This is a genomic window from Shimazuella alba (assembly GCF_009831235.1).
In the GTDB taxonomy this organism is placed as follows: domain Bacteria; phylum Bacillota; class Bacilli; order Thermoactinomycetales; family Thermoactinomycetaceae; genus Shimazuella; species Shimazuella alba.
Genome location: NZ_WUUL01000006.1, coordinates 84,423 through 109,929, shown reverse-complemented (window position 1 = coordinate 109,929; position 25,507 = coordinate 84,423). Strand labels below are relative to the sequence as shown.

24 protein-coding genes and 1 pseudogene are annotated in these 25,507 nt (G+C 39.4%); 20 read left to right on the top strand and 5 right to left on the bottom strand.

Annotated elements, in window-relative coordinates; translation table 11 throughout:
* Positions 1 to 23 precede the first annotated feature (23 nt).
* Positions 24 to 281: a hypothetical protein gene (locus tag GSM42_RS10470; RefSeq protein WP_160801489.1), complete on the top strand. Its 258-nt coding sequence runs from the start codon at positions 24 to 26 to the stop codon at positions 279 to 281.
* Positions 282 to 334: 53 nt separating this feature from the next.
* Here GSM42_RS10470 and GSM42_RS10465 read toward each other — a convergent pair whose 3' ends face one another.
* Positions 335 to 643: a YtpI family protein gene (locus GSM42_RS10465; protein WP_160801488.1), complete on the bottom strand. Its 309-nt coding sequence runs from the start codon at positions 641 to 643 to the stop codon at positions 335 to 337.
* Positions 644 to 718: 75 nt separating this feature from the next.
* Positions 719 to 928, bottom strand: a complete 210-nt coding sequence (locus GSM42_RS10460; RefSeq protein ID WP_160801487.1) for a YtzJ family protein — start codon at positions 926 to 928, stop codon at positions 719 to 721.
* A 154-nt stretch (positions 929 to 1,082) separates the two neighbouring features.
* Between GSM42_RS10460 and GSM42_RS10455 the strand changes: the two genes are divergently transcribed.
* From GSM42_RS10455 to GSM42_RS10435, 6 genes and pseudogenes are all read left to right on the top strand, one after another.
* Positions 1,083 to 4,436: a DNA polymerase III subunit alpha gene (locus GSM42_RS10455; protein WP_160801486.1), complete on the top strand. Its 3,354-nt coding sequence runs from the start codon at positions 1,083 to 1,085 to the stop codon at positions 4,434 to 4,436.
* A gap of 238 nt (positions 4,437 to 4,674) precedes the next feature.
* Positions 4,675 to 4,878 carry a hypothetical protein gene (locus GSM42_RS20370; protein ID WP_202404875.1) on the top strand — a complete coding sequence of 68 codons (204 nt, stop codon included), beginning with the start codon at positions 4,675 to 4,677 and terminating at the stop codon, positions 4,876 to 4,878.
* A 141-nt stretch (positions 4,879 to 5,019) separates the two neighbouring features.
* On the top strand, positions 5,020 to 6,261 hold the full coding sequence (gene ystJ, locus GSM42_RS10450) for an NADP-dependent malic enzyme (RefSeq protein WP_160801485.1): 1,242 nt from the start codon (positions 5,020 to 5,022) through the stop codon (positions 6,259 to 6,261).
* Between the two features lie 48 nt (positions 6,262 to 6,309).
* A complete protein-coding gene (gene accD / locus GSM42_RS10445) occupies positions 6,310 to 7,152 on the top strand; it encodes an acetyl-CoA carboxylase, carboxyltransferase subunit beta (RefSeq protein WP_160801484.1) in 843 nt (280 codons plus the stop codon).
* Positions 7,153 to 7,164: 12 nt separating this feature from the next.
* Complete coding sequence (locus tag GSM42_RS10440; protein WP_160801483.1) at positions 7,165 to 8,139, top strand: acetyl-CoA carboxylase carboxyltransferase subunit alpha; 975 nt, start codon at positions 7,165 to 7,167, stop codon at positions 8,137 to 8,139.
* 456 nt (positions 8,140 to 8,595) lie between these two features.
* Positions 8,596 to 10,124: pseudogene (locus tag GSM42_RS10435) on the top strand (ABC-F family ATP-binding cassette domain-containing protein).
* A gap of 275 nt (positions 10,125 to 10,399) precedes the next feature.
* On the opposite strand, the gene GSM42_RS10430 reads toward GSM42_RS10435, so the two are convergent.
* Both GSM42_RS10430 and GSM42_RS10425 read right to left on the bottom strand, forming a co-directional pair.
* Positions 10,400 to 11,716 (bottom strand): MFS transporter, encoded by a 1,317-nt coding sequence (locus tag GSM42_RS10430; RefSeq protein ID WP_160801482.1) that lies wholly within the window; start codon positions 11,714 to 11,716, stop codon positions 10,400 to 10,402.
* A gap of 384 nt (positions 11,717 to 12,100) precedes the next feature.
* Positions 12,101 to 12,463 (bottom strand): hypothetical protein, encoded by a 363-nt coding sequence (locus tag GSM42_RS10425; protein WP_160801481.1) that lies wholly within the window; start codon positions 12,461 to 12,463, stop codon positions 12,101 to 12,103.
* 293 nt (positions 12,464 to 12,756) lie between these two features.
* On the opposite strand from GSM42_RS10425, the gene GSM42_RS10420 reads away from it, so the two are divergent.
* The 6 genes from GSM42_RS10420 (at position 12,757) to GSM42_RS10395 (ending at position 17,791) form a co-directional block, all read left to right on the top strand.
* Entirely contained in the window at positions 12,757 to 12,912 is a 156-nt protein-coding gene (locus GSM42_RS10420) for a hypothetical protein (RefSeq protein WP_160801480.1), read from the top strand.
* Positions 12,913 to 13,394: 482 nt separating this feature from the next.
* Positions 13,395 to 14,354 (top strand): 6-phosphofructokinase, encoded by a 960-nt coding sequence (gene pfkA / locus GSM42_RS10415; RefSeq protein WP_160801479.1) that lies wholly within the window; start codon positions 13,395 to 13,397, stop codon positions 14,352 to 14,354.
* Positions 14,355 to 14,386: 32 nt separating this feature from the next.
* Entirely contained in the window at positions 14,387 to 16,138 is a 1,752-nt protein-coding gene (pyk, locus tag GSM42_RS10410) for a pyruvate kinase (protein WP_160801478.1), read from the top strand.
* A gap of 66 nt (positions 16,139 to 16,204) precedes the next feature.
* On the top strand, positions 16,205 to 16,504 hold the full coding sequence (locus GSM42_RS10405) for a hypothetical protein (protein ID WP_160801477.1): 300 nt from the start codon (positions 16,205 to 16,207) through the stop codon (positions 16,502 to 16,504).
* Positions 16,505 to 16,943: 439 nt separating this feature from the next.
* Positions 16,944 to 17,369, top strand: coding sequence for an acyl-CoA thioesterase (locus GSM42_RS10400; protein ID WP_160801476.1), 426 nt, complete (start codon positions 16,944 to 16,946; stop codon positions 17,367 to 17,369).
* A gap of 41 nt (positions 17,370 to 17,410) precedes the next feature.
* Entirely contained in the window at positions 17,411 to 17,791 is a 381-nt protein-coding gene (locus GSM42_RS10395; RefSeq protein WP_160801475.1) for an FxsA family protein, read from the top strand.
* Here the strand turns inward: GSM42_RS10395 and ytvI are convergent.
* On the bottom strand, positions 17,788 to 18,921 hold the full coding sequence (ytvI, locus tag GSM42_RS10390; RefSeq protein WP_160801474.1) for a sporulation integral membrane protein YtvI: 1,134 nt from the start codon (positions 18,919 to 18,921) through the stop codon (positions 17,788 to 17,790). The two genes, GSM42_RS10395 and ytvI, sit on opposite strands and share 4 nt — an antisense overlap.
* A gap of 284 nt (positions 18,922 to 19,205) precedes the next feature.
* On the opposite strand from ytvI, the gene GSM42_RS10385 reads away from it, so the two are divergent.
* From GSM42_RS10385 to GSM42_RS10355, 7 genes are all read left to right on the top strand, one after another.
* A complete protein-coding gene (locus tag GSM42_RS10385; RefSeq protein WP_160801473.1) occupies positions 19,206 to 20,315 on the top strand; it encodes a citrate synthase in 1,110 nt (369 codons plus the stop codon).
* Between the two features lie 110 nt (positions 20,316 to 20,425).
* Positions 20,426 to 21,694: an NADP-dependent isocitrate dehydrogenase gene (gene icd / locus GSM42_RS10380; RefSeq protein ID WP_160801472.1), complete on the top strand. Its 1,269-nt coding sequence runs from the start codon at positions 20,426 to 20,428 to the stop codon at positions 21,692 to 21,694.
* Positions 21,695 to 21,706: 12 nt separating this feature from the next.
* On the top strand, positions 21,707 to 22,648 hold the full coding sequence (gene mdh / locus GSM42_RS10375; protein ID WP_160801471.1) for a malate dehydrogenase: 942 nt from the start codon (positions 21,707 to 21,709) through the stop codon (positions 22,646 to 22,648).
* A gap of 149 nt (positions 22,649 to 22,797) precedes the next feature.
* Complete coding sequence (locus tag GSM42_RS10370; RefSeq protein ID WP_237446571.1) at positions 22,798 to 23,052, top strand: AbrB/MazE/SpoVT family DNA-binding domain-containing protein; 255 nt, start codon at positions 22,798 to 22,800, stop codon at positions 23,050 to 23,052.
* Positions 23,043 to 23,501: a PIN domain-containing protein gene (locus tag GSM42_RS10365; RefSeq protein ID WP_160801469.1), complete on the top strand. Its 459-nt coding sequence runs from the start codon at positions 23,043 to 23,045 to the stop codon at positions 23,499 to 23,501. The genes GSM42_RS10370 and GSM42_RS10365 overlap by 10 nt, the downstream gene beginning before the upstream one ends.
* Positions 23,502 to 23,974: 473 nt before the next feature.
* Positions 23,975 to 24,781, top strand: coding sequence for a hypothetical protein (locus GSM42_RS10360; protein ID WP_160801468.1), 807 nt, complete (start codon positions 23,975 to 23,977; stop codon positions 24,779 to 24,781).
* A 369-nt stretch (positions 24,782 to 25,150) separates the two neighbouring features.
* Complete coding sequence (locus GSM42_RS10355) at positions 25,151 to 25,495, top strand: hypothetical protein (RefSeq protein WP_160801467.1); 345 nt, start codon at positions 25,151 to 25,153, stop codon at positions 25,493 to 25,495.
* Positions 25,496 to 25,507: the final 12 nt, after the last annotated feature.

Here is a 25,507-nt window from a genome sequence, read left to right as displayed (position 1 = left end):
TATAGTAGAAAGAGGTGGTGGAGATGCAGGTATTTATCCTGATGAAAATATTGGGCGGAATCGGATTGATCGTTTTTGCAGTTCCGAGACTAGGTTGGGAGTCAGAACTTCAGATACTTTTTTCTAGTTTATGGGTTCTGTTTACTGCATTTTATGTTATTGCCAACTGGAATGCATGGAAGCAAACTGGAAAAAAGCTACAGAGTCAAAAGGAATATCGCTGGAGACAAACTTGGTTACAACATAAGAAAAAACAAAGAGGAATTGGAAAATCTTATTAGAAAAAGAGAGGTAGGGACATTTATCATCCCTACCTCTCTTTATGTACAGATAGTTATTTTTCAGCATTGTTTTTTTGTTGTAGGTTCTGTTGATTTGCATATCGCTTTATCTTGAATGAGTAGTATACATTTATGATACCTATCAGTAAGATAAGCGCAGCCAAAATTTTACCAAGAAGAGGAAGCGTAAAGGTAAAAAGATGGATAGATAATGCTGTAAATAAGATTCCCATACTCAAATTCATATAGCTGCGAGAAAGTAGAGCATTTGCTCCCCTTCTACGGGAAACAATGCTAAAATAGATCGTACTACAAAATGATAAAATCATGATGACGATAAGTAATAAAGTTAAGGTTACCATTCTTGCCCCCTGATAAAAGGCGTGAAGAAGCGCCACCATTCTTTGTTCATGGGGCGCTGTCTATCTTCACTATCGTTATTTTGCTTCTTTATTGGTATCTTCTAGGCGCTCTTCGGGGATAAACCAACATCCAATCGGCGTACGGTCGATTAGTACCTTTTTTCCCAGGTTAGCTAGTTCTTTTTCAATGTAACTAGCAACTTCATCTGTTTCTGTATAGACAGAGTAACCATTTTTAAGTTTCTCCAATTTTTCCCTCGCAAGCGCCTTACGACTGATAATCAATTTGGTTCCCCCTTTTCCAAAAATTTATATACTAATATCATACCCGAAATGATGGTTTTATGAAACCAGTCATCATTATCAAATATATATTTCATTTAAAATTTAACCGTTTTATTCACAATTCATCCATATCAGAGAGGAGAAATTTGGCAACATGGATAACAGTTCATTTGTTCATTTACATGTACATACGGAATACAGTTTGCTGGATGGAGCCTCTCGATTAGAGGAAGTAGTTCTAAAAGCGAAAGAATTGGGCATGAAAAGTTTAGCAATCACCGATCATGGTGTAATGTATGGGGTAGTTCCATTTTTTCAATTGTGTAAAAAAAATGGGATAAAACCGATTATCGGTTGCGAAATGTATATCACATCCGGTCACTACCAAGATCGTCCATCACGCAAAGATGCAAAAAATCATCATCTTTTATTATTAGCTGAAACGAATGAGGGATATAGAAATTTACTAAAATTGGTAACAGAAGCACAATTACGAGGACATCATTACCGCCCGCGTATTGATAAACAATTACTCAGAAAATACTCAGGAGGCTTGATTGCTACGAGTTCTTGTTTAGCAGGAGAAATACCATCCGCTATTTTACAAGATGATCTCGTAGGTGCAAAACAATTGTTACAAGAATATCTTGCTATCTTTGGAAAAGATCGATTTGTATTAGAATTACAGAATCATCAACTCTGGGAGCAACAGAAAGTGAATCAAGTTCTCATCGAGTGGGCAACCGAATATAACTTGATGTTAATTGCTACCAACGATGTTCACTATACCCATCCAGAAGATACATACATGCATGATTGCCTTCTATGTATAGGTACCGGGAGTAAATTAGCAGATGAAGATCGATTTCGCTTTCACACAGACCAAGTCTATTTAAAATCAACAGAAGAGATGGCAGCTCTTTTTTCGCATATTCCAGAAGCTATTTCTAATACAGCAAAACTAGCAGATCGTTGTCGGGTAAGCCTGCCATTAGGTGAATTGTTGCTGCCTGCTTTTCCCATACCAGATAAAGTGACTCCAGCAGAATATCTAACTGCTTTATGTGAAAAAGGTCTAGGGAAACGGTATACAAATGTAACTGATGAAATAACCTCTAGATTACAGTATGAATTACGGGTAATTGACCAAATGGGATTTAATGATTACTTCTTGATCATATGGGATTTGGTTCGATTTGCTTGGAAGAATGGAATTGCCGTGGGGCCTGGTAGAGGTTCCGCTGCTGGAAGTCTTGTGGCATATCTGCTTGGGATTACACAGGTAGACCCCATTCGATATGGTCTATTATTTGAGCGGTTTTTGAATCCTGAGCGGGTAAATATGCCTGATATTGATATCGATTTTGATTATGAGCGACGGGATGAAGTAATTGAATATGCAAAAAATCGATTTGGAGAAGATCGAGTAGCGCAGATTATTACGTTCGGGACCATGGCTCCAAGAGCAGCAGTACGCGATGTGGGAAGAGTGATGGGAGTTCCTTATCAACAAGTGGACAAGTTGTCCAAATATATACCCGGCACACCTGGGATCACCTTAAAAAAGGCGTTGGAGAGAGAACCACAACTGCAAGTAGAAATAAATCAAGATCAAACGGTAAGAAAACTATTTCAGACAGTGGCAAAAATAGAAGGCATTCCTAGACATCCCTCGACACATGCAGCTGGAATCGTAATAGCCCCAACTCCTTTGACAGACTATGTTCCATTACAAGAAGGTAGCGGGGTAGCACCAATTACCCAGTATCCAATGGAATCACTGGAAACGATCGGTATGTTAAAAATGGATTTATTGGGTTTGCGTTATCTAACCGTTATAGAACGAGCAAAACAATTTATTGGCGAACAAACAGGAGAAACATTTGTTTTTCAGGAGGAAATGGATGATCCTGCAACATATCAATTGCTCTCTAGTGGAGAGACAAGTGGAGTGTTTCAATTAGAATCAACAGGAATGAAAAAAACGCTAACAGAATTAAAACCTTCGTGCTTTGAAGATATTGTAGCAGTAGTTGCTCTGTACCGTCCAGGGCCAATGGAACAAATTCCTCGATTTATTCGAGCAAAGCATGGAAAAGAAGAAATACAAATGCCACACCCTGTTTTAACCAAAATTCTTCAAAATACATATGGAATTATTGTTTATCAAGAACAAATTATGCAAATAGCTGCAACCTTGGCAGGTTTTACGATGGGGGAAGCAGATATTCTGCGTCGAGCAGTTGGAAAGAAAAAGAAAGATTTGTTGCATGAGATGCGGATTGCCTTTGTTGATGGGTGTGTTCAACAAGGTTATTCTACAACGCTTGGAAATGAAGTTTATGATTTAATCGTCCGTTTTGCTGATTATGGGTTTAATCGAAGTCATTCTGTGGCGTATGCAGTACTTGCTTATCAAACTGCTTATCTGAAAGCTAATTACCCCGTTGCATTTCTCACGGCACTGCTTACTACCACGATGGGCAATCAGAGCAAAACGGTCGAGTATCTAGAAGAGATAAAAAAAATGGGTATTACGGTATTTCCTCCTAATATCCAAACCAGTGAGCAAAGTTTCACCATATCAGACACAGGGATATATTTTGGATTAGGTGCAATTAAAAATGTTGGTACACTCGCCATTCGCTCTATTTTACAAGCAAGGAAAAATGGACCTTTTCTAGATCTATTTGATCTATGTAGTAGAATTGATCTTCGCCTTTGTAATAGTCGTGTCTTGGAATCATTGATTCAAGTAGGAGCAATGGATTCATTACCAGGAAATCGGAAGCAAAAGCTAGCTATTTTGGATGATGCGATACAGGCAAATCGGGATTCTGGGAATCAACATTCTTTATTTCAAGAGTTTCCTTACGAGATTCAATACCCAGATCTCGCTCCTTATACGCAAATGGAGCAGTTGGAATTGGAACGTGAATTGATTGGTTTCTATTTATCAGGCCATCCATTAGATCCTTACCCCATGGGAGCTTACACGGTTGAACAAGTTAATCATTTAGCAAATCGAAGTAGATTCGACATTCCATTATTAATTTCTAGTATAAAGATCGTTCAAACAAAGAAAGGGGATGCAATGGCTTTTGTAGAAGCAGGAGATAAAACGGGAACAATAGAGCTAGTTGTTTTTCCTGATGTTTATCAACAAAGAAGGATGCTTTTACAAGAAAAGCAATTGTTGTATGTCACTGCTACTGTACAAGTAGCAAGCAATCAGCGCAAGTTGATTGCAAATGAATTGGCGGCTCTGGATTCAATGAAAAACATAAACAAATTATATATTCGTATTCCCGCACAAATAGAAGAAAAAGCTGAAACTATAAAATATATTTTTGAAAATCATCCTGGAAGTCTTTCCGTTTTTTTATACTATGAACGAACAAAGACAATGCTGGAACTCCCCGTTTCACAATTTGGGGTATTTCCAACAGGTACCTGCCTCAAAGAATTGGAGCAGATTGTGGGAAAAAACAACGTCAAAATAGTATAACTTCAAGGGTTTGTTATTTTCATTTAATGTAAATATTATGATACAATAGATATGTATACATGTACGCCATTTTACCCTCTGAAGGGTTGGTGAGCTTTCATGGTTGGTGCTATTTTTGTATCATTGTTTGTTTTGGTTATGCTTATGTTAACAGCAGTTATCTGCATCTCAAACATTTGTAAAATCGGAAAAAAAAGGAAAGGGAAATATAAAAATCGTCAGTCATGCAGTACTAGTTATGGCAATTCATGTAGTAGTAGTTCATGCAGTAGTAGTTCATGTAGTAGTAGTTCATGCAGTAGTAGTTCATGCAGTAGCAGCTCATGCAGTAGTAGCAGTAGTAGCGGTAGTTCTTGTGGTTCGTCATCTTAAGAGGATGGCGGATCAACTCTCTTTTTTTTTCAGAAAAAACGGACTTTATTCCGGGAAATCCGAATATTAACGCATCATTATCTTATTTTATTCCCTTTTGTTATAATGTTTGGTATTATGAGTCGAAGTTTGCCCACTCAGTGGACAAATCATGCAAAGTTGCTAGCCCTTAACAGGACAAGAGCAGAAAGCTTGAAAGGAGCGAAATTTGTTGACAAGTATACGAGAACAATCACTGCAATTACATCAAGAAAAACAAGGGAAATTAGAGGTTTTATCTAAAGTTCCCGTTCGTAACGCACAAGATTTAAGTTTGGCATACTCTCCAGGCGTAGCGGAGCCATGTAAAGAGATCCATCAAAACACAGAAAAAGTATATGACTACACGATGAAAGGGAACCTAGTAGGAGTGGTCTCAGATGGTACAGCAGTTTTGGGACTAGGTAATATAGGCCCTCATGCAGCAATGCCCGTAATGGAAGGAAAAGCTGTATTGTTCAAGGCTTTTGCCGGTGTGGATGCTTTTCCCATTTGTATTGATACCAAAGATATCGATAAAATTGTAGAGACGGTCAAAATTTTAGAGCCTACCTTTGGCGGAATAAATTTGGAAGACATAGCTGCTCCAGCTTGTTTTGAAATCGAAGAACGGTTAAAAGCAGAATTGAAAATCCCTGTATTTCATGATGACCAACATGGTACAGCAATTGTAACAGTTGCAGGACTTATCAATGCTCTTAAAGTAGTTAGTAAACAGATGAGTGAAATTCGTGTTGTAATAAATGGAGCGGGTGCAGCTGGTATATCAATCGTGAAATTATTAATTCATATGGGTGTAAAAGATGTAATCCTCTGTGATAGCAAGGGTGCGATTTATGAAGGACGCCCCCAAGGTATGAATCCAATTAAAGAGGAAATCGCTAGTATTACGAACAGAAATTTAGTACAAGGTGATTTACATACAGCTATTGCTGGAGCAGATGTATTTATCGGTGTATCTGTAGCAGGTGCAGTGACGGAAGATATGGTAAAATCAATGAATCAAGACCCTATTATCTTTGCTATGGCAAATCCTGATCCTGAAATTATGCCTGATGTTGCCATTGCTGCTGGTGCAAAAGTAGTAGGAACAGGACGATCCGATTATCCAAATCAAGTAAACAATGTACTTGCATTTCCTGGGATTTTCCGGGGAGCACTTGATGTGCGCGCTACACAAATCAATGAAGAAATGAAAGTAGCAGCAGCTTTTGCAATTGCAAACCTCATACCAGAATATGAATTACGCCCAGATTATGTAATCCCAGCACCATTTGACAGCCGGGTTGCACCACAAGTTGCAAAAGAAGTAGCAGCTGCTGCAATTCAAACAGGGGTTGCTCTACTTGATATAAATCCTGATGACATCATGGAAAAAACGATTCAATTAACCAATGCTGCCATCCAAAGCTAATGTAATGCTGAATGGTTCGATTCTGTTATGAAACCGAGGTGAGATTGATTGCTTAAGGATTTATTTCGTAAACAACGTAAATATGCCACCATCCCTTCTGAACAAGCTAAAAAGGAAGTTCCAGAAGGGATCATGGAGAAATGCCCAAAATGTGGAACGATCTGTATTGCCAAAGAGCTAGAAAAGAATCTTAAAGTATGTAAATCTTGTGGCTATCATTTTTCACTTAGTGCACCAGAGAGAATAGCTTCTCTTGTGGATGATGGTCGCTTTTTTCCATTTGACGAGGATCTTCGATCCGTTGATCCTTTGCAATTTCCTGGCTATGCGAAGAAGATAGAACAGGACATGAAGAAGACCGATTTAAACGAAGCAATCGTAACTGGTGAAGGAACGATCGGAGGATTTCCTGTCATCCTTGGAGTGATGGATTCTCGATTCCGCATGGGGAGTATGGGATCAGTTGTAGGAGAGAAAATAACCAGAGCAGCAGAGAGAGCAGCGAAGAAAAAATACCCTTTTGTTCTTTTTTCTGCATCAGGCGGGGCACGTATGCAGGAAGGGGCTCTTTCTCTCATGCAGATGGCAAAAACTACTGCTGCTTTAGAGAGAATGAATAGAGATAAGGTATTGTTTATCTCTGTTCTAACCAACCCAACAACTGGTGGTGTCTCTGCGAGTTTTTCTTCACTAGGGGATATTAATATCGCTGAACCAGGAGCACTTATCGGATTTGCTGGCAGAAGAGTTATTGAACAAACAGTTCGTCAAAAATTGCCTGATGATTTTCAAACTGCTGAGTTTCTACTAGAAAGAGGACAATTAGATCAAGTTGTACCTCGATTGGAACTTCGAGATACTCTGATAAAATTATTAGCATTTCATGCTTAGGGAGGGGAGAACTTGAATAATCCGCTGTCCTTTGAGAAGCCAATCGTAGAATTGCGAAACAAAATAGAGGAATTACGAACTTTTACTAGCGAGAAATCGATTGACTTGAGTGAGGAAATCGAAACTCTTGAAAAAAAGGCAGAAAGACTAGAACAAGAAATCTATGGGAATTTGACAACTTGGCAGAAGGTACAAATTGCCCGTCATGCAAGTCGTCCGACAACTTTGCACTATATTCATACCCTTTTTACTGATTTTATAGAGTTGCATGGGGATCGTTTATATGGAGATGACTCCGCTATTGTAGGTGGTATTGCCAAGTTAAATGGTATCCCTGTTACGGTTATTGGTCATGAGCGAGGGACAGACACAAAAGATAAGATTAGCCGTAATTTTGGTTTGCCACATCCTGAAGGTTATCGAAAAGCTCTTCGATTGATGGAGCAAGCAAATAAATTTGGCCGTCCAATTATTACATTTATCGATACGCAAGGCGCTCATCCGGGAATGGAGGCCGAGGAAAGAGGCCAAAGCGAGGCAATTGCTCGTAACTTGAGAGAAATGGCTGGTTTTTCTGTTCCGATTATCTGTATTGTTACAGGTGAAGGCGGTAGTGGCGGAGCACTTGGGATCGGTGTTGGAAACAAACTTTTGATGCTTGAGCATGCGTATTATTCTGTTATTTCTCCAGAAGGTGCAGCAACTATTCTTTGGAGAGATGCATCCAAAGCACAAGAAGCATCAGAAGCTCTGAAAATTACTTCTGATCATTTGTTTCATCTTGGTATTATCGATGAGATTATCCCAGAGCCCAAAGGTGGAGCTCATCAGGATCCAAACCAACAAACGATTAACATCAAATGTGTCTTAGTAAAATATTTAGAAGCCCTGCTAGAGATGAACGGCGAACAATTAATTGAAGATCGATATCAAAAATTTGCACGAATTGGCGAGTTTTCTTCTGCTGTATTAGAAGGTAAGGCGTAAAAATCGTAGACTATCTGTCTACGGTTTTTTGCTTGGTTATGAAATATAACGATTGATCTTCATTGATATATTAGAAACTTGCTCTTCCTGCTGATTTGGATTAAAATCTGAATGAAGGAAAGGTGCATAAAAATGATGTATATAAAATTGGGAAAACTCATTAGAAAACTTAGCTCCATACAAATGTATACGATGAAGCATTGTATGGAGCCTAATCAAGGAACAGTTTGACGTTCCTTATTCATCGGCTGAATAGTTGAAACAAGCGTAGGCATGCTATGCTTATTTAAAGGTGACTATTTTTCCGATGAAGATAGATAAAAGGACCAAAGGCAACGCTTTGTCTTCGGTCCTTTGTATGTGGAGCTATTTGTGAAGGAAGCACAAAGCAGAGGGCAGGTGTCAAACGACACTACTCTCTGCCTTTTTACTTTTAAAAAAGAGGATGAAAACAAAATGAGTTTGCTAAAAGTCGAAAATTTATCTCATTCATTTGCAGAGAAAAAATTATATGATCAAGCTTCTTTTGAATTATACAAAGGAGAACACATGGGAGTAGTAGGGCAAAATGGAGCAGGAAAAAGCACTCTGATCAAAATACTAACAGGAGAGGTTATTCCCGATAAAGGAGAAATTGTTTGGCAATCCAATGCACAAATAGGTCATTTGGATCAATATGCTCAGGTTGATGGGCAATACACGATAAATGAATATCTTCAAACAGCGTTTGCAAATTTGATGGAAATGGAACAAAGAATGAATTACCTTTACGAAGAGAGTGCGGCAAATGCAGATAATGATTTACTGATGAAAGCAGTGGAACTGCAAAACAACTAGAAGCAAATGATTTCTATCAAATAGATAGTAATATACAAAAAATTGCTTCTGGCTTGGGAATCGAAGCAATTGGTATGGATCGTAAGATTCAAACGTTAAGCGGTGGACAGCGTGCAAAAGTAATTTTAGCCAAATTATTGTTGGAGCAACCCAATGTTCTATTGTTAGATGAACCTACTAATTTTTTGGATAAAGAACACGTAGAGTGGCTTGCAAGTTATTTGACAACATTTAAAGGGGCATTTATTGTTGTTTCACATGATGATAGATTTTTAGAAAAGATCACTACTTGTATTTGTAATATCGAGCTTGGAATGATCAAAAAATATCATGGCACTTTCTCTGATTTCATTCGCCAGAAAGAACATTTAAAAGAAGATTACATTCGTCAGTATCGAACCCAACAAAGACATATCGAAAAGACAGAAGCTTATATTCGCAAAAACATTGCAGGTAACAACTCCAAAATAGCCAAAGGTCGTAGAAAACAATTGGATCGGATGGAGCGCATTGCTGCCCCTACAACGATTCAAAAGCCAACCTTTGAGTTCCGTGAGATACCATTACAAGCTCAGACAACTCTAGCGGTTCATGACTTAGAAGTTGGTTATGGTACACCCCTCTTACCTAAAATCAATCTATCAGTTGCGGCTGGGGAAAAACTTATCATCACTGGATTTAATGGGATAGGAAAATCAACTCTACTTAAAACATTGGTTCGTTCCATACCAGCTATTTCGGGAAAATTTCGTTTTTCGGAGCAAGTAAAGGTAGGTTACTATGAACAAGATTTAAAATGGGAAGATGGGCGTATGACTCCGATGCAAGTAATATCAGATGCTTATCCGAAGCTAACGAAGAAAGAAATTTTTTCTCACTTAGCCAGATGTGGAGTGAAAGATGAGCATGTTACACAAGCGATTCGATCCCTTAGTGGTGGAGAGCAAGCGAAAGTAAGGCTATGTTTATTGCTCTTATCACCTACAAACTTTCTTATTTTGGATGAACCAACAAACCATCTGGATATAGATGCAAAAGAAGCTCTTCAACAAGCGTTGATTGCCTTCTCTGGGAGTTTGATCCTTGTCTCGCACGAAGCAGATTTTTATCAAGGATGGACTGATCGTATTTTGAACATAGGTCACTAAGTATATAACATTTCCAATAAAACAAAAGTAAATTTGGAATTGGCAACTGAATTGGGATTATGTTGGAATGGTTGCTTTTAGATGGGCTTGCGGTGTTTGTGCACAAGCAATCAAAATCATGTAGCATAACGAGATAGTAATTACAGATAACACGAGATTTTCATCAAGATTGACTAATAATATATAAAATAAATCTTTTCACCCTTTGGCGAAAGCCAAAGGGTGATTTTGTATGAGATAAAGGTTACCTCATACTACAATATTCATTTATGAGATCATCTTAGCGTATTTTTTGTTTTAACGATCACGAGCAAACCGACCATCACCACCGCGCCAACCAGCAGTGCAGGCTTATTTACAGTTCTTTTTGTCTGCATTGGCAGCTCGGGTTCGAGAGTGGGTGATTTCTCCGAAGTATTTGTTTTAGTCTTTACGTACATTCGAACCATTGCAAACAGTCCACCTATCGTGATAATTCCGAACAGCAGAGCAGTGATGTAGTCATCCCCTGTCAGCTTAATAGCAAAGCTGGAAAGAGCAGTACAAGCGAACATGGCAACAGAGATCATCGAGTAGAGTACTCCGATGCTGGAGCTGGTCAACTTCTCCCCGCCGATCTTACTCATCTGTAGATCGAATGTAGAGATGAGGAGTGCGATGCCTACACCATGTCCCGCAAAGGCGAACCAGAATGTCACTGTGCTCTGGAAAAGGTAGATCGCAAACCAGCTAACTCCAAGAACCAGTACGACACTGCAAGTGATCATATTCTGGTTGAACTTTTTGAATAGCTGCTGCCTGTATCGAAGTGTGATCCATTCGATAAAGTATCCGAACATGGTTGCATATCCGATATCTGCTGCGTTCCCCCCTGCAGATGTATACAGCAGTCCAAAGATCGAAAGGAAAGACTGGAGTGGACCAGTGACTAGAAGCACTGTGATCCAAAATCCGATCGTCTTTCGATTGAACAGAGTATGTACAGTCAGTTTTGTCCAAACAGGATCGTCTCGCTTGGCTTCGGTAGGGAACCAGCGTAGCACAAAGACACATCCGATAAGGATCAGAGCAAAGGTGTAGCAGATGATGATTAGTCCTGTGAACTGGCTAACAACACCGATGAGCAAGGCACCGATTCCATAGCCAATCGGACCATAGGATTTCAGTTTTCCATAATTACCTCCCGTACGAGCTGAATAACTCGCTGTAAGTCCTGTTGTGATAGGACTTACAGAAGCAGCAAAGATGTACATAAGTACCGTTGCTGTCCAGAAAAGTGCATGTGGTGGCGAAAAAGATTGAACCAGAATGCATGTGGCCGTTCCAATCATAGAAATGGTCAGAATTAGCTTATGTTTGTTTACCGCGTCGGCCAGCATAGACCACGCTGGTCCAATCACAATGCCTGTCAGTGCACTGATAGGAATAAGCAGTGCGATCTCCGCCTTGCTCCATCCTTGTTCGAGAAGAAATAGGACGAGCATGGAGTCGTAGACACCATGACCAAAATAGGTCAGAAATCCAAATCGACCAATTGCTTTCCCTTCTTGCATAGGTCCTAGAATCCACCGGTGTGGTGCGAAATGCGTCATTTTTGCCCCTTAGGTGAGACGGCTGTGATTATTATAACACGATAATGATATTCATTCTCAATTATTTTTTATCCCCTTTATACATGCTTCTTTTGATGAGAGTGTGAAGTTGAAGAGTAAAAAACCTATCTAGGATCTCAAATGAAGGATGTATCTGCCAAAAACTCTTGAGAAGGAGTCTAAGAAGGATATTGTGAATTGGTTCATTACAACCAGTGCGGGATATTCGCTAATCATAATCATTCAAGGGCGCAGGTGATGGGTTGTAGTGTGTTCTTAGCTCATTCGTAAAGGGATAGACATACTTAAAAGCCCCTACTTGTTACGAAATTTTGTATTGGATAGGGGCATCACTTTAATAACCTCTTAGTAGAGATATAAAGTCTATTCTTCATCAAAATGGATCAATAGTTCTGTCAGATATTCTTCTGTTTTCTGTATTTTCTCCAATTCAAAAGCTGAAACATAGCGAATCATGGCTGTGTGTAATATTCTTACATCATGGATGTCAGCCCTTTGAATAAAGGTAGTTAAGCGCTTCCAATCTTCATCGGTGAGTTTCGTTTCTACTAACTGTTGATCTGGTTCACTATGCTGGAGCAAATTAATTATTGCTTCTATAAGGGTAATCCGGGTTTTTGCCCATCGGAATTGATCGATCATGCTAACATAATTTTCGCCTTCGCAATAATAGACAAAATACTTGGCGAGTTCCATCCCTATATAAAGTAATTCATTGCGTTCCAACTGGGCACCCCTTCCATATGTTTTACTGTTAAAAATAAACTGTATCTCATTTATAGCAGATCTAAATAAATATTATAATATAATTAAAAATAATAATATTTTCCAGTTGTATTGTACAGAAGAATATTAATGTTTTACAGGTTAGAGGTCTATTAAGTAGAAAATAATATTAATAATAATAAATATTAACTAAACGATAAGGTATCAGAAACATAATTTTATTATCACGCTGCATTGGTTTAAAAAGAGAAAAGTCATTTTATGATTATATATGAGAGTGGAGTGCGAACCATTTGTCTGCAAAGTTTTTAGACAAGCTCATTATCTGGAAACGTGATTCTGGTACATTCTTTCCTGACATGGAACAAGCGGGAAGTGTGGTAGAGAATAGTGGAGTAAAAAGTACTCTAAAGATATCTGAGTGTATCAAGTGGTCGCAAATCGAGTGATGAAAGAGTTTGATTTCCCGCTTAAATTACATAAAATAGAAGCAGGTACTTGTAGTAATCAATGGAAAGTACATGTAAGAAAAAATCTCTTTATATCAAAGTGAATATTTTTTTGAATTCATGGCATGTCCGTATAGAAGAAAATGAACATTTTTTAGATGTAGTTACAAATTTTCTGATATAATATCTAAATTAAGTAGCTATGGTATACGAACTACTTTGTTTGATACAGAAGGCCGATTTTCGATGGTTTGTTTTCTCTTTACTATTACAAGATAGTCTTGTCATATTATTTGTATTAGTGATTTCGAGAGGGCCTTAAAAATATATCATTGGAGTAACTACTGCGGATCTTTTTTGATCCGTTTTATCTTTTGTTATATTGGGAGTTGTTTGTTCGGTTCTCGACGAAAGGATATTTAAGATGTAAAATTACAATAATAATATGAAATAATTATCTTTCGGAATTAGGAGTGAAAAGCATGAAACGGATCGCTGTGTTAACAAGTGGTGGAGATGCACCAGGTATGAATGCTGCAATACGAGCAGTAGTCCGTGCTGCTATTTTTGCTGGTATGGAAGTATTCGGGGTGAAACGAGGCTATACTGGACTTATCCAAGGTGATATCATTCCTTTGCCGTTAGGTTCAGTTGGAGATATTATTCATCGTGGTGGTACTATACTATATACTGCTAGATCAGATGAATTTCGGACAGAGGAAGGACAAGCCAAAGCATTAGCTCAGCTACAGAAATTTGAAATTGATGGACTTATCGTTATCGGTGGAGATGGAACCTTCTGTGGGGCTACGAAACTAGCTGCAAAAGGGATAAAAACAATAGGGATCCCTGGCACGATCGATAATGATATCCCTGGAACGGAATTTACCATTGGTTTTGATACAGCTATCAATACTGTAATTGATTGTATCGATAAGATTAGAGATACTGCCACATCACACGAACGTACATATGTAGTGGAAGTGATGGGAAGAAATGCGGGAGACATAGCTTTATGGGCTGGTGTAGCTGGTGGAGCAGAGTCTATTTTGATACCAGAAGAGCCATTCCACTTGGCAGAGATTATCTCTCGTCTAAACCGAGGGGTTGAACGTGGCAAAAAACATAGTATTATTCTTATTGCAGAAGGGGTTGGCAATGGAGTAGAAGTTGCCAAAGTAATTGAAGAAGAGAGCGGTCTGGAAACAAGGGTTACTATTTTAGGGCACGTTCAACGAGGTGGTTCTCCGACTGCTTTTGATCGTGTACTTGCGAGCAGAATGGGTGTAAAGGCAGTAGAACTAATACTTGAAGGTGCGAGCAATCAAATGGTAGCGGTTCGTAATGGTAAACCTATAGGAGTTCCGTTTACTGTCGCCTTTACAGAAAAACATACACCAGATCTTACTCTCTACCCCCTGACCGAACAATTATCCATTTAAAAAGCTTGTTTAGAAACAAATGGGAGGAAATTATGCGGAAAACAAAGATTGTGTGCACGATTGGACCAGCTAGTGAAGATTTAGAGACTATGCGGTCTCTTATTCGAGAAGGTATGAATGTAGCTCGTTTAAATTTTTCACACGGGAGTCACGAAGAACATGCTGCTAGAATTCGTACTATTCGTCAAGCTGCGAAAGAAGAAGGAAAAGTAGTAGCCATTTTATTGGATACAAAAGGCCCTGAGATAAGAACGGGTGATCTAAGCGTTCCCGAGGTAGAATTAGTAGCTGGAAATCAGGTTACTTTGACAACTGAGTCCGTTTTGGGTGACGCAAATCGAATATCGATCAGCTATTCTGATTTTCCAAATGATGTACATCCGGGGTCAACGGTTTTGATTGATGATGGTTTAATCGGACTTGAAGTCAATGATGTGGAAGGTCCAGAAGTCCATTGTACGATCCAGAGCAGTGGCACGCTGAAGAGTAAAAAAGGGGTAAACGTACCGGGAATAAGAGTAAATCTTCCTGGTATTACGGAAAAAGATGCTGAAGATATTCGCTTTGGTATTGAACAAAATGTTGATTTTATCGCCGCGTCTTTTATTCGAAAAGCAGAAGATATTATTGATATTCGTAAAATCTTAGAAGAACATAATGTTTATATCCCGATTATTGCTAAGATCGAAAATCAAGAAGGCGTTGAAAACGTTGATGAAATTTTAAAAGTAGCAGATGGTTTGATGGTAGCTCGTGGGGATCTTGGGGTGGAAATTCCCGTTGAAGAAGTGCCTCAAGTACAAAAAGATACAATTCGTAAATGTAATCTTATGGGCAAACCAGTTATTACAGCTACCCAAATGTTGGATTCCATGCAGCGAAACCCACGTCCAACCCGTGCCGAGACAAGTGACGTAGCAAATGCAATTTTAGATGGTACAGATGCTATCATGCTGTCTGGTGAGACAGCCGCGGGTAAGTATCCTGTTGAGTCTGTAATGACAATGGCCAAAATCGCAGAACGGACAGAAGCGTTTTTTAACCATGCTCTTTGGTTAGATAAGATGAGCTTAGAAACTGGGCATACGATCACTGAATCAATCAGCCAAGCAGTTGTACACACAAGTAAAAATTTAAAAGCATCTGCCATTGTAACTGCAACAGAACGAGGCTATACGGCAAGAATGATTGCTAAGTATCGACCGAATATTCCTGTTTTAGCGGTGACACCAAACGAAGATATTATGCGGAAATTAAACTTGATTTGGGGAGTATTTCCGGTTTTTGGGGAAGAATGTGAAACAACAGATGAAATGTTTCAAAGTTCCATTCATTCAGCGATTTCTTCCTCTTTTGTTTCTCAGGGTGATTTGATTCTCATTACCGCTGGAGTTCCAGTTGGTCAATCTGGTACTACTAACTTGATGAAAGTGTATGTGGTAGGTGGAGTTCTCCTACAAGGAAAAGGAATCGGAAAACAAGTGGTTACAGCACCTGTTGTAGTCGGCACTTCGGCTCAAGAGTTGCGGGAGAAAATGGTGGATGGAGCAGCATTGGTCACATGTGGAACAGATAAAGAAATAATCGATCTGATTCAACGCGCATCCGTTATTATTACGGAAGAAGGTGGTCTTACTTCTCACGCTGCAGTTGTTTGTGTCAGTCTTGGGATACCTGTAGTAGTTGGAGTAAGAGGCGCAGTGGATACCCTTCGATTGGAAAAAGTGGTTACAGTGGATACAAATACAGGTCAGATCTATTCTGGAAAAGCAAATGTAATGTAGATAATTTTCTGATTTAAAGGCAGAATATAGGTGTTTACATTTCCCGACGAACGATAGGATCTAAGGATGAGTAGCAGGCGGGATGAGTTTCTCCGTGGATTGAAGGAAGCTGGTGGAGAATTTCCATCAGAAAAGGCACAAAAAGGAAATTTTCGCTACCTAGTTGTCCACACCTACAAATTCGATTGTGGAAAAAGGTTTACTGCTGATGATTACTCTGGTGAGACGTCAGTTCCAGTAGCAAATGTTACGTATCAGGTGATCAATTCTAGAGAAGTAAAGTGTGAGCTACTCTCCAAAGATGGCAAGGTACTGAACGCTATACGTTTCGTACTGGTAATGCCCAGGATCATCACGTTCGGCTGAGATTTCCTAAGTCAGTTTAGAAGCTGATTTAAGCGACTGCAACCATGCAATGCTTGCAGTCGTGAATCAATATAAATTAACACCATCTCTTAAACGAATATAGAGATGGTGTTTCTTATTTTACATCAAACCTAGTTGTGGGAAGATCCACCAACGAAGGCGATTTCTGCGTTTTGTTTTGCGACGTAGCATGGTTAGGCTCCTTTCTTCTTCATAGATTTTTAGTCACATTAAGGCTATTCATGTTATAAAAGCAAGTAAATGAAGCTTATCTATAGGCACTTTTCGAATAGCCGTATCAAAAAAACCAACCTTCTCATTCTAACATATTCCGACAGTTTGTTGTGCATTCCTTGTCCTTATTATGTGATTGGAGTTGGTGAAATATGATACTTATTTTTTTGTTATACTGACAGGAGGAATAAGAGTTGATGGAGGAATGGTTTTGAGTACAGAAATAAGAGTTCGTTATCAAGAGACAGATCAAATGGGAGTTGTTTACCATGCTAACTATTTGGTGTGGTTTGAAGTAGGAAGAACAAATTTGATTCGAAAGTTAGGATTTTCTTATCCAATATTAGAAGCAAAGGGGATTTTGTTACCGGTAGTAGATGTTGGTGCGCAGTATCGCGATTCAGCTAAATATGATGATGTTGTTGTGGTGGAGACAGAAATTGAGGAGATTGGACCAAGCAAAATTGTTTTTCATTATTGCATCAAAAGGAAAGCAGATCAAAAATTATTGGCAACAGGTCATACCAAACATATTTGGGTTTCGAGAGAAATGAAAAGAATTCGATTGAGTGAAAAATGTCCTGAATTATACAATCAATTATTAAAATTACAATCAACCAATACAGAGTGAGCAAAAAGAAAAAGCGTCAGTGATGGAAAGGGATGTCTAAGTTGCTTTTTAGAAAAATTTTGCAAGTTATGGTGGTCGTCTTTCTGGTAGAACTCGTTGGTATTATTTGGGTAGGAAGTCTGATTGGACCTCTCTTGACCATTTTGCTGATTGTATTGTGTGGGGTCATTGGGCTACTGCTTATTCGAAAATTTGGTTATCAAACATTTAAAACAGCACAGCAGCAATGGTCTGCTGGACAACCCCCTGGGCATACGATTTTAAAGGGTGTGCTGCTATCATTGGGTGCTGTGCTGTTAGTCTTTCCGGGATTTATAAGTGATATCATTGCTGTTTTGCTATTGATCCCCTTTACTCGTCGATTCATTCAACAAATGGTCTTTGTTTGGCTTCGGGATCGTGCGATGAAACGCTTTCGCTAAGTTCGCTGTTTTTTATCATTTATAATGTATCTCCAAATATCTTGGAAAATACGAGCTTTGTGTAGAGCGATAATAATAACAGCTACAGTTGGTCCGACGATAAAACCAAGTACACCGAGCAGATTTAATCCAATAAAAAGAGCGATCAAGGTCACTAATGGATCGAGTCCGATACTTGTGGCGACCAACTTTGGTTCGATAGATTGCCTTGTGATAAGAATTATCAAATAGACAATACTAAGCCCGATAGCTAGATGGATATTGCCGATAAAAAATAGGTAAATAATCCATGGGACAAGTACAGCACCTACTCCTAAATACGGTAAAAGATCAACTATCCCAATAATAATAGCAATTGAAATAGCATAAGGAACTTGTAAGATAAGAAGTCCTATGTACATAATAACTGCTGAAATAGTAATAAGTGTCAATTGTGCTCCGATAAAACCAACTAATGCTTTTTTTAAATCATGAAAAACGGTTCCTCCAACTGTACGAATATGATCAGGTATAATTTTTTCTAGACGAGCATTGATACGTGGCCATTTTAAGCTGATAAAAAATGTAGCGAGAGTGATAAATACCATAACAGTTATCAAATAAGGAAGATTTCCTAAAAAAGTTCCGATACCACTAATAATATCTGTGATGAGCATGGTTCCTTGTTTGGTGAGCGCAGAAATATTTTCTTGGATAGTGGCTTGGATGCTAGCTTGTTGCGTTGGATTTTTTTGTAAATACATTTGGATCGTATCTAAGATGTGGTTTATAAATGTATTCTGCTGGACAAATTTTTCAAATAGCAATTGTCCCAAGTCATTAAAGAATGAAGGCAATTTTTGGGCAAGATTGGTTAATTCTACTACAATTCCAGCGATTAAAAAGATGACCAATGTAAGTAACAAAGATAACAACAAAAATAAGACGAGAAAGGAACCTAGAAGCCTTGGTATCTTACATTTTCTTTCTAATAAAAGGATGATAGGTTCCATCAACATTGCAATTACCCATCCGATGAGAAAAGGGTAGAGAAGAGGAATGGAAAACTGTAGTAGATAATAAACGATAATCGTGATAGAGATTACTAGAACGCTTCGAAATGTAATTCCTATTATATGCTGTTTGTTCACGTAAACTGCTCACCTCCTTACAAGGGATATTATACCATTAGATGCTCTGAATGGATGCATCTTACAAAGACCTTAGGATGGGAAATTTGGTAATTATGTGGTACACTAGTTTTGGGCACTAAATTCGATTTATCAAGTAGATTTAATCTCTTTTCTCGGATATAATATGAAAGTGTTTTGATAATCGAAATGGTTTTACAATGACTCTGGTATGAAACCGTTTACTTTACCTGAAATTTCAAGGTGCCTCTCATTTTGTTACGATGGATAAGGAGCGATAACACATGGTAGTTAAAGGCTTGGAAGGTATTACAGCTCTCTCCTCAGAAATTTGCTCCATTATCGATGGAGTATTAACTTATCGAGGTTATAATATTGATGATTTAGCGGAGAACTCTACTTTTGATGAAGTAGCATTTCTTCTTTGGTACAATCATCTTCCTAACCGAGAGGAATTAGCTGAACATAGGAAAGCACTTCAAGAAAATGCACAAATCTCCGATCAATTAATCAATCAAATCCGCTTATTCCCTAAAGATGCACATCCAATGACCACGCTTCGAACCGCGGTTTCAGCATTATGCATGTATGATGAAGAAGCAGAAGTAAATACTGCTGAAGCAAATCAACGAAAAGCAATACGTTTAACTGCAAAAATACCAACCATTATTGCTGCTATTGCTCGTATACGTGATGGATTAGAGCCAATCGCACCCCGTACCGATCTAGGATTAGTGGCAAACTTTTTATATATGTTAACTGGAAAAGAACAATCCGAAGTTGCTGTGCAAGCTCTAGATAAAGTTTTAATCCTGCAGGCTGACCATGAATTGAATGCTTCTACTTTTGCAGCTCGTGTAACAGCGGCAACTTTGGCAGATATGTATTCTTCAGTAACAGCTGCTATTGGTGCGCTCAAAGGTCCGCTTCATGGTGGTGCAAATGAACAAGTAATGGTGATGTTACGTGAGATAGGTACTGCTGAAAATACAGAACCTTATATCTTAGATAAATTGAATAATAAAGTTAAAATTATGGGATTTGGCCATCGCGTCTATAAAGACGGAGATCCTCGAGCAAAACATTTACGTGTGATGTCGAAAAAGTTAGGTGAACAACACGGAGATACGAAATGGTATGATATTTCTGAAACAGTGGAGCAATTAGTGGTTACGAATAAAGGGTTGAAACCAAATGTAGATTTTTATTCTGCGACGGTTTACCATTACCTTGACCTTTCAGAGGATTTATTTACACCCTTGTTTGCTATGAGCCGAATCACTGGTTGGACAGCACATATCTTGGAGCAATACCATGATAATCGTTTGATTCGTCCACGTGCAGATTATGTAGGAAAAACGAATCAAAAATATGTACCAATCGAAAATAGATAATAAAAAAAGGAGATTATATATCTCCTTTTTCCCTATGTTTGCTATAGTAGTGGATAGTTACCATCGATAAATAAAAATGTGATTGATTCCATTAAGGAGGCAGTACATACATGACAGCAGAAAAGATTACAATGGGGGAAAATGGCAGATTGCGGGTTCCGAATCATCCGGTTATTCCTTTTATCGAAGGAGATGGGACAGGTCCGGACATTTGGGCAGCTTCGAAGCGGGTATTGGATGCAGCAGTTGATAAAGCATACAATGGAGAAAAGAAAATCGCATGGAAAGAAGTTTATGCAGGAGAAAAAGCAAAAAATCAAGTAGGAGAATGGTTGCCTGAGGAAACGCTAGACACAATCAAAGAATATTTGGTAGCTATTAAAGGGCCATTGACAACTCCTGTAGGTGGCGGAATCCGTTCTCTTAATGTAGCTTTGCGGCAAGAATTGGATTTATATGTATGCGTGCGCCCTGTTCGCTATGTAGATGGAGTTCCAAGTCCAGTGAAATATCCAGAACATGTGGATATGGTTATTTTCCGTGAAAACTCCGAAGATATTTATGCAGGTATTGAGTGGGAAGCCGAATCTGCTGAAGCGAAGAAAGTGATTCAGTTTTTGCAGGAAGAGATGGGTGTAAAGAAAATTCGTTTCCCAGAAACATCTGGGATTGGTGTAAAGCCTGTTTCAAAAGAAGGAACAGAGCGACTAGTGAGAGCTGCAATTGAATATGCACTTTTACATAAACGCTCAAGTGTGACGCTGGTTCATAAAGGTAACATCATGAAATTCACCGAAGGTGCGTTTAAACAGTGGGGCTATGAATTAGCGGAGCGTGAATTTGGCGACAAAGTATTCACATGGGCACAATACGACCGCATTGCAGCAGAGCAAGGAAAACAAGCAGCAGATGAAGTACAACAAGCAGCAACAGAAGCAGGAAAATTGATTGTGAAGGACGTAATCGCTGATGCCTTCCTTCAACAGGTACTTACCCGGCCAAAAGAATACGATGTAATTGCTACACTGAACCTAAATGGAGACTATATTTCTGATGCACTAGCCGCTCAAGTAGGTGGCATAGGCATTGCTCCAGGGGCAAATATTAACTATGTAACAGGTCATGCAATTTTTGAAGCTACTCATGGCACTGCACCAAAATATGCTGGATTGGATAAAGTAAATCCTGGTTCTGTCATTCTTTCGGGTGTGCTTATGCTGGAACATCTCGGATGGCAAGAAGCAGCTGATCTCATTCATCAATCTTTAGCAAAAACGATTTTGGATAAAACGGTCACTTATGATTTTGCTCGTTTGATGGAAGGTGCAACGGAAGTAAAATGTTCAGAATTTGCTAATCATCTTATTGAAAATTTGTAGGAGGAACATAGCATGACAGCTATTAAACGTCGTAAAATATCTGTGATTGGTGCAGGGTTTACTGGTGCAACTACAGCGTTGATGCTCGCGCAAAAAGAACTTGGGGATATTGTATTAGTAGATATACCTCAAGCAGAAAACCCAACCAAAGGGAAAGCGCTTGATATGCTAGAAGCGAGTCCTGTACAAGGTTTTGATGCAAATATCACAGGTACAAGCAGCTATGAAGACACAGCAGAATCTGATGTTGTCATCATTACTGCTGGGATTGCTCGTAAACCTGGTATGAGTCGCGATGACCTTGTGAACACCAATGCAAAAGTGATGCGTTCGGTAACAGAGCAAGTGGTAAAATACTCTCCAGAAAGCATCATTCTTGTTCTTACTAACCCAGTAGATGCAATGACCTATGAAGTATTCCGTACCTCTGGATTTCCAAAACACCGTGTTATTGGGCAATCTGGTGTACTTGATACCGCTCGTTTCCGTACGTTTGTAGCTAAAGAGCTAAACATCTCTGTGGAAGATATCAGCGGATTTGTGCTTGGTGGTCATGGAGATGACATGGTTCCACTTGTGCGTTATTCCTATGCTGGTGGAATCCCACTCGAAAAATTGATCCCCAAAGATCGTTTGGATGCGATTGTAGCACGGGCTCGTATCGGTGGCGGTGAGATTGTTAATTTGCTAGGTAATGGCAGTGCCTACTACGCCCCAGCTGCATCTCTGGTGCAAATGGCGGAGGCAATTCTCAAAGATAAAAAGCGTATCCTTCCTGCCATTGCCTACTTAGAGGGAGAATACGGTTATCAAAACCTCTACCTCGGAGTACCAGTAGTACTTGGTGGCAGTGGGATTGAGAAAGTATTGGAATTGGAACTTACTGAGTCTGAAAAAGCAGCGCTTGATAAGTCCGCTGATTCTGTCCGCAATGTCATGAAAGTACTAAATTAGCCATAACGATAACAGCATGAAAGCTCTATCTAAAAATAAAAATTAGATAGAGCTTTTTTTGTGGAAGAAAATTAAGGTTGTCAGAATAAAGTGTTAGTATGTATGATAAAATAAAAATATATCTGAAATAAGAGCGGAGGTTTTTGGTGATGGATCATGCTCTGCGTTTAGAAAGTGAGATAAAGCAAAGGTATCAAACGACGATTCCGAAAGATATTCGTGAGAAAGCAAAACTAGATATTGGTGATGAGTTGATTTGGAAGTATGACGAGTTACGTGATGAAATCATTATTATTAGAAAACCGATTAAATTCTCGGAAGCATTTTGGGGACTTGGCAGGAAGTTATGGGAAAAAGAAACTGCGGATGAATATGTGAATAAGGAGAGAGAAGGGTGGGAGTAAGTCGTTTTTTTGCTGATATTCAGCGAATAGCTATGGATACGAATTTATTTATTTACGCATTTGAACAGCATCCAAACTATGGAGAAACGGTAAAAACAATTTTAGAAGTAGTAGAAGAAGGAAGAGTGCAAGCAATTGCTTCTGTGATAACATTGACAGAAATTTTAACCAAACCTATTCGAGAAGGTGATGAGGCACTAGAAAAACGCTATCGGATACTCTTTTCTCATTTTCCAAATCTGTTCGTTGAACCAGTCAGTGTTGAAGTATCTGAACAAGCGGCTTATCTACGTGGTAAGTATCACTTGAAAACACCAGACGCATTTATTTTAGCAACAGCTATTACTTCAGGAGCTGATTTTTTCATTACCAATGATCAAAGATTGTCTGGTGTTAAAGAAATTCAAACGATTACAGTCGATGAGATTAGAACAGCAATTCTAAAGTAGTTTTTCAACAATAAGAATTAATGAAGCGAATCATAGCTGGTATTGCTTGCTCTGGGTGTTTGACACAGGAGAAGCTGAGGTCATGTTTCTCCCAGTAGTTTACTAATTGCATAAAGGAATAGATTAAACCTTGAAATCCCTTGACAGTAGCTGTCAAGGGATTTTTATCTTATGCAAAGTGAAGAATCAATTATATAGAAAATTAGATTTAAAACTTCAAGTAGTTTAACGGAAAGTCTATTTTTCAGAACTTAGGGTTATGACTCGAAAAATAAAATAGGACATAGAGAACAGGAGAGATAATAATCGAAGAACGAAAACTTATTGATTGGAGGAGAGAATCTAGCGATTCAATTATGCGAATGACCCTTAAATTTATGGCAAATAAATTGGAAGATAGGAGGTTTCTGTATTATACTCATAACAAAGAGGTCTTTATGACCTAAGGATCACAGTACAAGATTGGGACAAACATGCGCGTCAATCTGGACCTCCACAAGGACATCACCAACCTTCCCGAGGACCTGCGTACCGTCTTCTTCCGTGAGCCCGACCCTCAGTGGTCCACGGACGAGATCCAGGCAGCCTTCAACTTCGTCGCTGAGACCGGATCGAAGCCCGGTGTCATCTGGGGCGGTTCTGTCCGACTGAAGAAGGGTTCGCGGCTCCTGCGGCGTAAGCCGCAGCTCCGGATCGGTATGAACCGTACTCTGTTCCCGTTCGCGAAGCTCCAAGCGGAGGGAACCGGTCGTCCGTACTCCCGCTGGAACAGCCCTTCGTACACGAAGGCGATCATCAGCAACCCGGATGCGATCCCGGCGATCTGCGACGGAACGAACATCATCGATGAGACGGATGGTGACCGCTCTGGCAAGGTGGTTCTGCTGGGGATCCACAAGACCGGGCAGCTCATCGCGTGTACGGGTGGAATGCCCAACGACAAGATCGTGGCCGCTCAGAATCCACTGGTGGAGAACTTCCGCCGTCGCCAGCTCGACGAGTTCGGGATGAACATCGGCGAAGGTTCTCACCGACCGGCCTGGTGGGTACAGGATGGTGCGATGAACCACATCATCCAGTACGTGACATACAAGTGCACGGCGGAGTGGGTTCGCGATTGCTTCGCGGCCCGGACGTCGGATGTGTTCGAGGCACTGGTGGTGGTTCGAGACGATCCATGGGCGATCGAAGAGGTGTGCGCCAAGTACGCTGCCAAGGGATACAAGCCCTGGAAGTGGATTGTGCCGCTGGCACAGCGTGACCACTCGATCGCTGCCTGATCGGCTGTGAGCCTTGTGGTGCTGTAAAGCACCACTCGCCCTGTTTTCGTTTACTGCCACTAGCAGTTCAAAACGAAAACAGGGCGATCGCTTTTTTAAGGATTTAACTTATAAGATGTTCTAAATGAAACTGATTGAAAACGACGGTTGCGAAATGACTTTCCAATCGCTTAGCTTATTCTATAAAACATTTAAAACATGAGGGGGAATGAGTTGGCAAGCAATATTCTTTCTGAACAGTTTTTTCTGATAATTTGAATTCCAATATATAAGTTTATACATTTAAAAATATTTGTTCTCTAAATATTTTTCTGTGTTAAGATATGATTTGTATTTCTTTTTATATGATTTAGCACTCATTGGAGAGAAATGGCTAAGAAGAACGATGTCCAGAATGGCGATCAGATGCAGGAGACTGATCTTGCGAAATCGGAGCGGCTTATTGAGGAAGCTAGAGTACTGATCGATTCTGTTTTCAAGAGAGTTAGGAAAGGCAGAACGCTAACGACTGATGAATTCAAAGCGCTCTGTCAAGCCATCTTGAAAATGAATGAAGCCTATCCTCTTGTGAAGATACCAATTAGGCAGCAAAAACTTGGTCTGTCTATTCGTTATCTGGAAGAAGTAATCGAGCGTCTCATTGCTGACGACAAGTATGTGAGTATAGATACACAATTGACATATGCTCACGCTCAATCCGGATATCCAAATTAGCTAAAAGGTGCA

Excerpts from the sequence above, each read along its gene's own strand:
- GSM42_RS10470 (WP_160801489.1), top strand. The coding sequence starts at position 24 with ATGCAGGTATTTATCCTGATGAAAATATTGGGCGGAATCGGATTGATC.
- GSM42_RS10465 (WP_160801488.1), bottom strand. The coding sequence starts at position 643 with ATGGTAACCTTAACTTTATTACTTATCGTCATCATGATTTTATCATTT.
- GSM42_RS10455 (WP_160801486.1), top strand. The coding sequence starts at position 1,083 with ATGGATAACAGTTCATTTGTTCATTTACATGTACATACGGAATACAGT.
- GSM42_RS20370 (WP_202404875.1), top strand. The coding sequence starts at position 4,675 with ATGGCAATTCATGTAGTAGTAGTTCATGCAGTAGTAGTTCATGTAGTA.
- GSM42_RS10430 (WP_160801482.1), bottom strand. The coding sequence starts at position 11,716 with ATGACGCATTTCGCACCACACCGGTGGATTCTAGGACCTATGCAAGAA.
- pfkA (WP_160801479.1), top strand. The coding sequence starts at position 13,395 with ATGAAACGGATCGCTGTGTTAACAAGTGGTGGAGATGCACCAGGTATG.
- pyk (WP_160801478.1), top strand. The coding sequence starts at position 14,387 with ATGCGGAAAACAAAGATTGTGTGCACGATTGGACCAGCTAGTGAAGAT.
- GSM42_RS10405 (WP_160801477.1), top strand. The coding sequence starts at position 16,205 with ATGAGTAGCAGGCGGGATGAGTTTCTCCGTGGATTGAAGGAAGCTGGT.
- GSM42_RS10400 (WP_160801476.1), top strand. The coding sequence starts at position 16,944 with ATGGTTTTGAGTACAGAAATAAGAGTTCGTTATCAAGAGACAGATCAA.
- GSM42_RS10385 (WP_160801473.1), top strand. The coding sequence starts at position 19,206 with ATGGTAGTTAAAGGCTTGGAAGGTATTACAGCTCTCTCCTCAGAAATT.
- icd (WP_160801472.1), top strand. The coding sequence starts at position 20,426 with ATGACAGCAGAAAAGATTACAATGGGGGAAAATGGCAGATTGCGGGTT.
- mdh (WP_160801471.1), top strand. The coding sequence starts at position 21,707 with ATGACAGCTATTAAACGTCGTAAAATATCTGTGATTGGTGCAGGGTTT.
- GSM42_RS10370 (WP_237446571.1), top strand. The coding sequence starts at position 22,798 with ATGGATCATGCTCTGCGTTTAGAAAGTGAGATAAAGCAAAGGTATCAA.
- GSM42_RS10360 (WP_160801468.1), top strand. The coding sequence starts at position 23,975 with ATGCGCGTCAATCTGGACCTCCACAAGGACATCACCAACCTTCCCGAG.
- GSM42_RS10355 (WP_160801467.1), top strand. The coding sequence starts at position 25,151 with ATGGCTAAGAAGAACGATGTCCAGAATGGCGATCAGATGCAGGAGACT.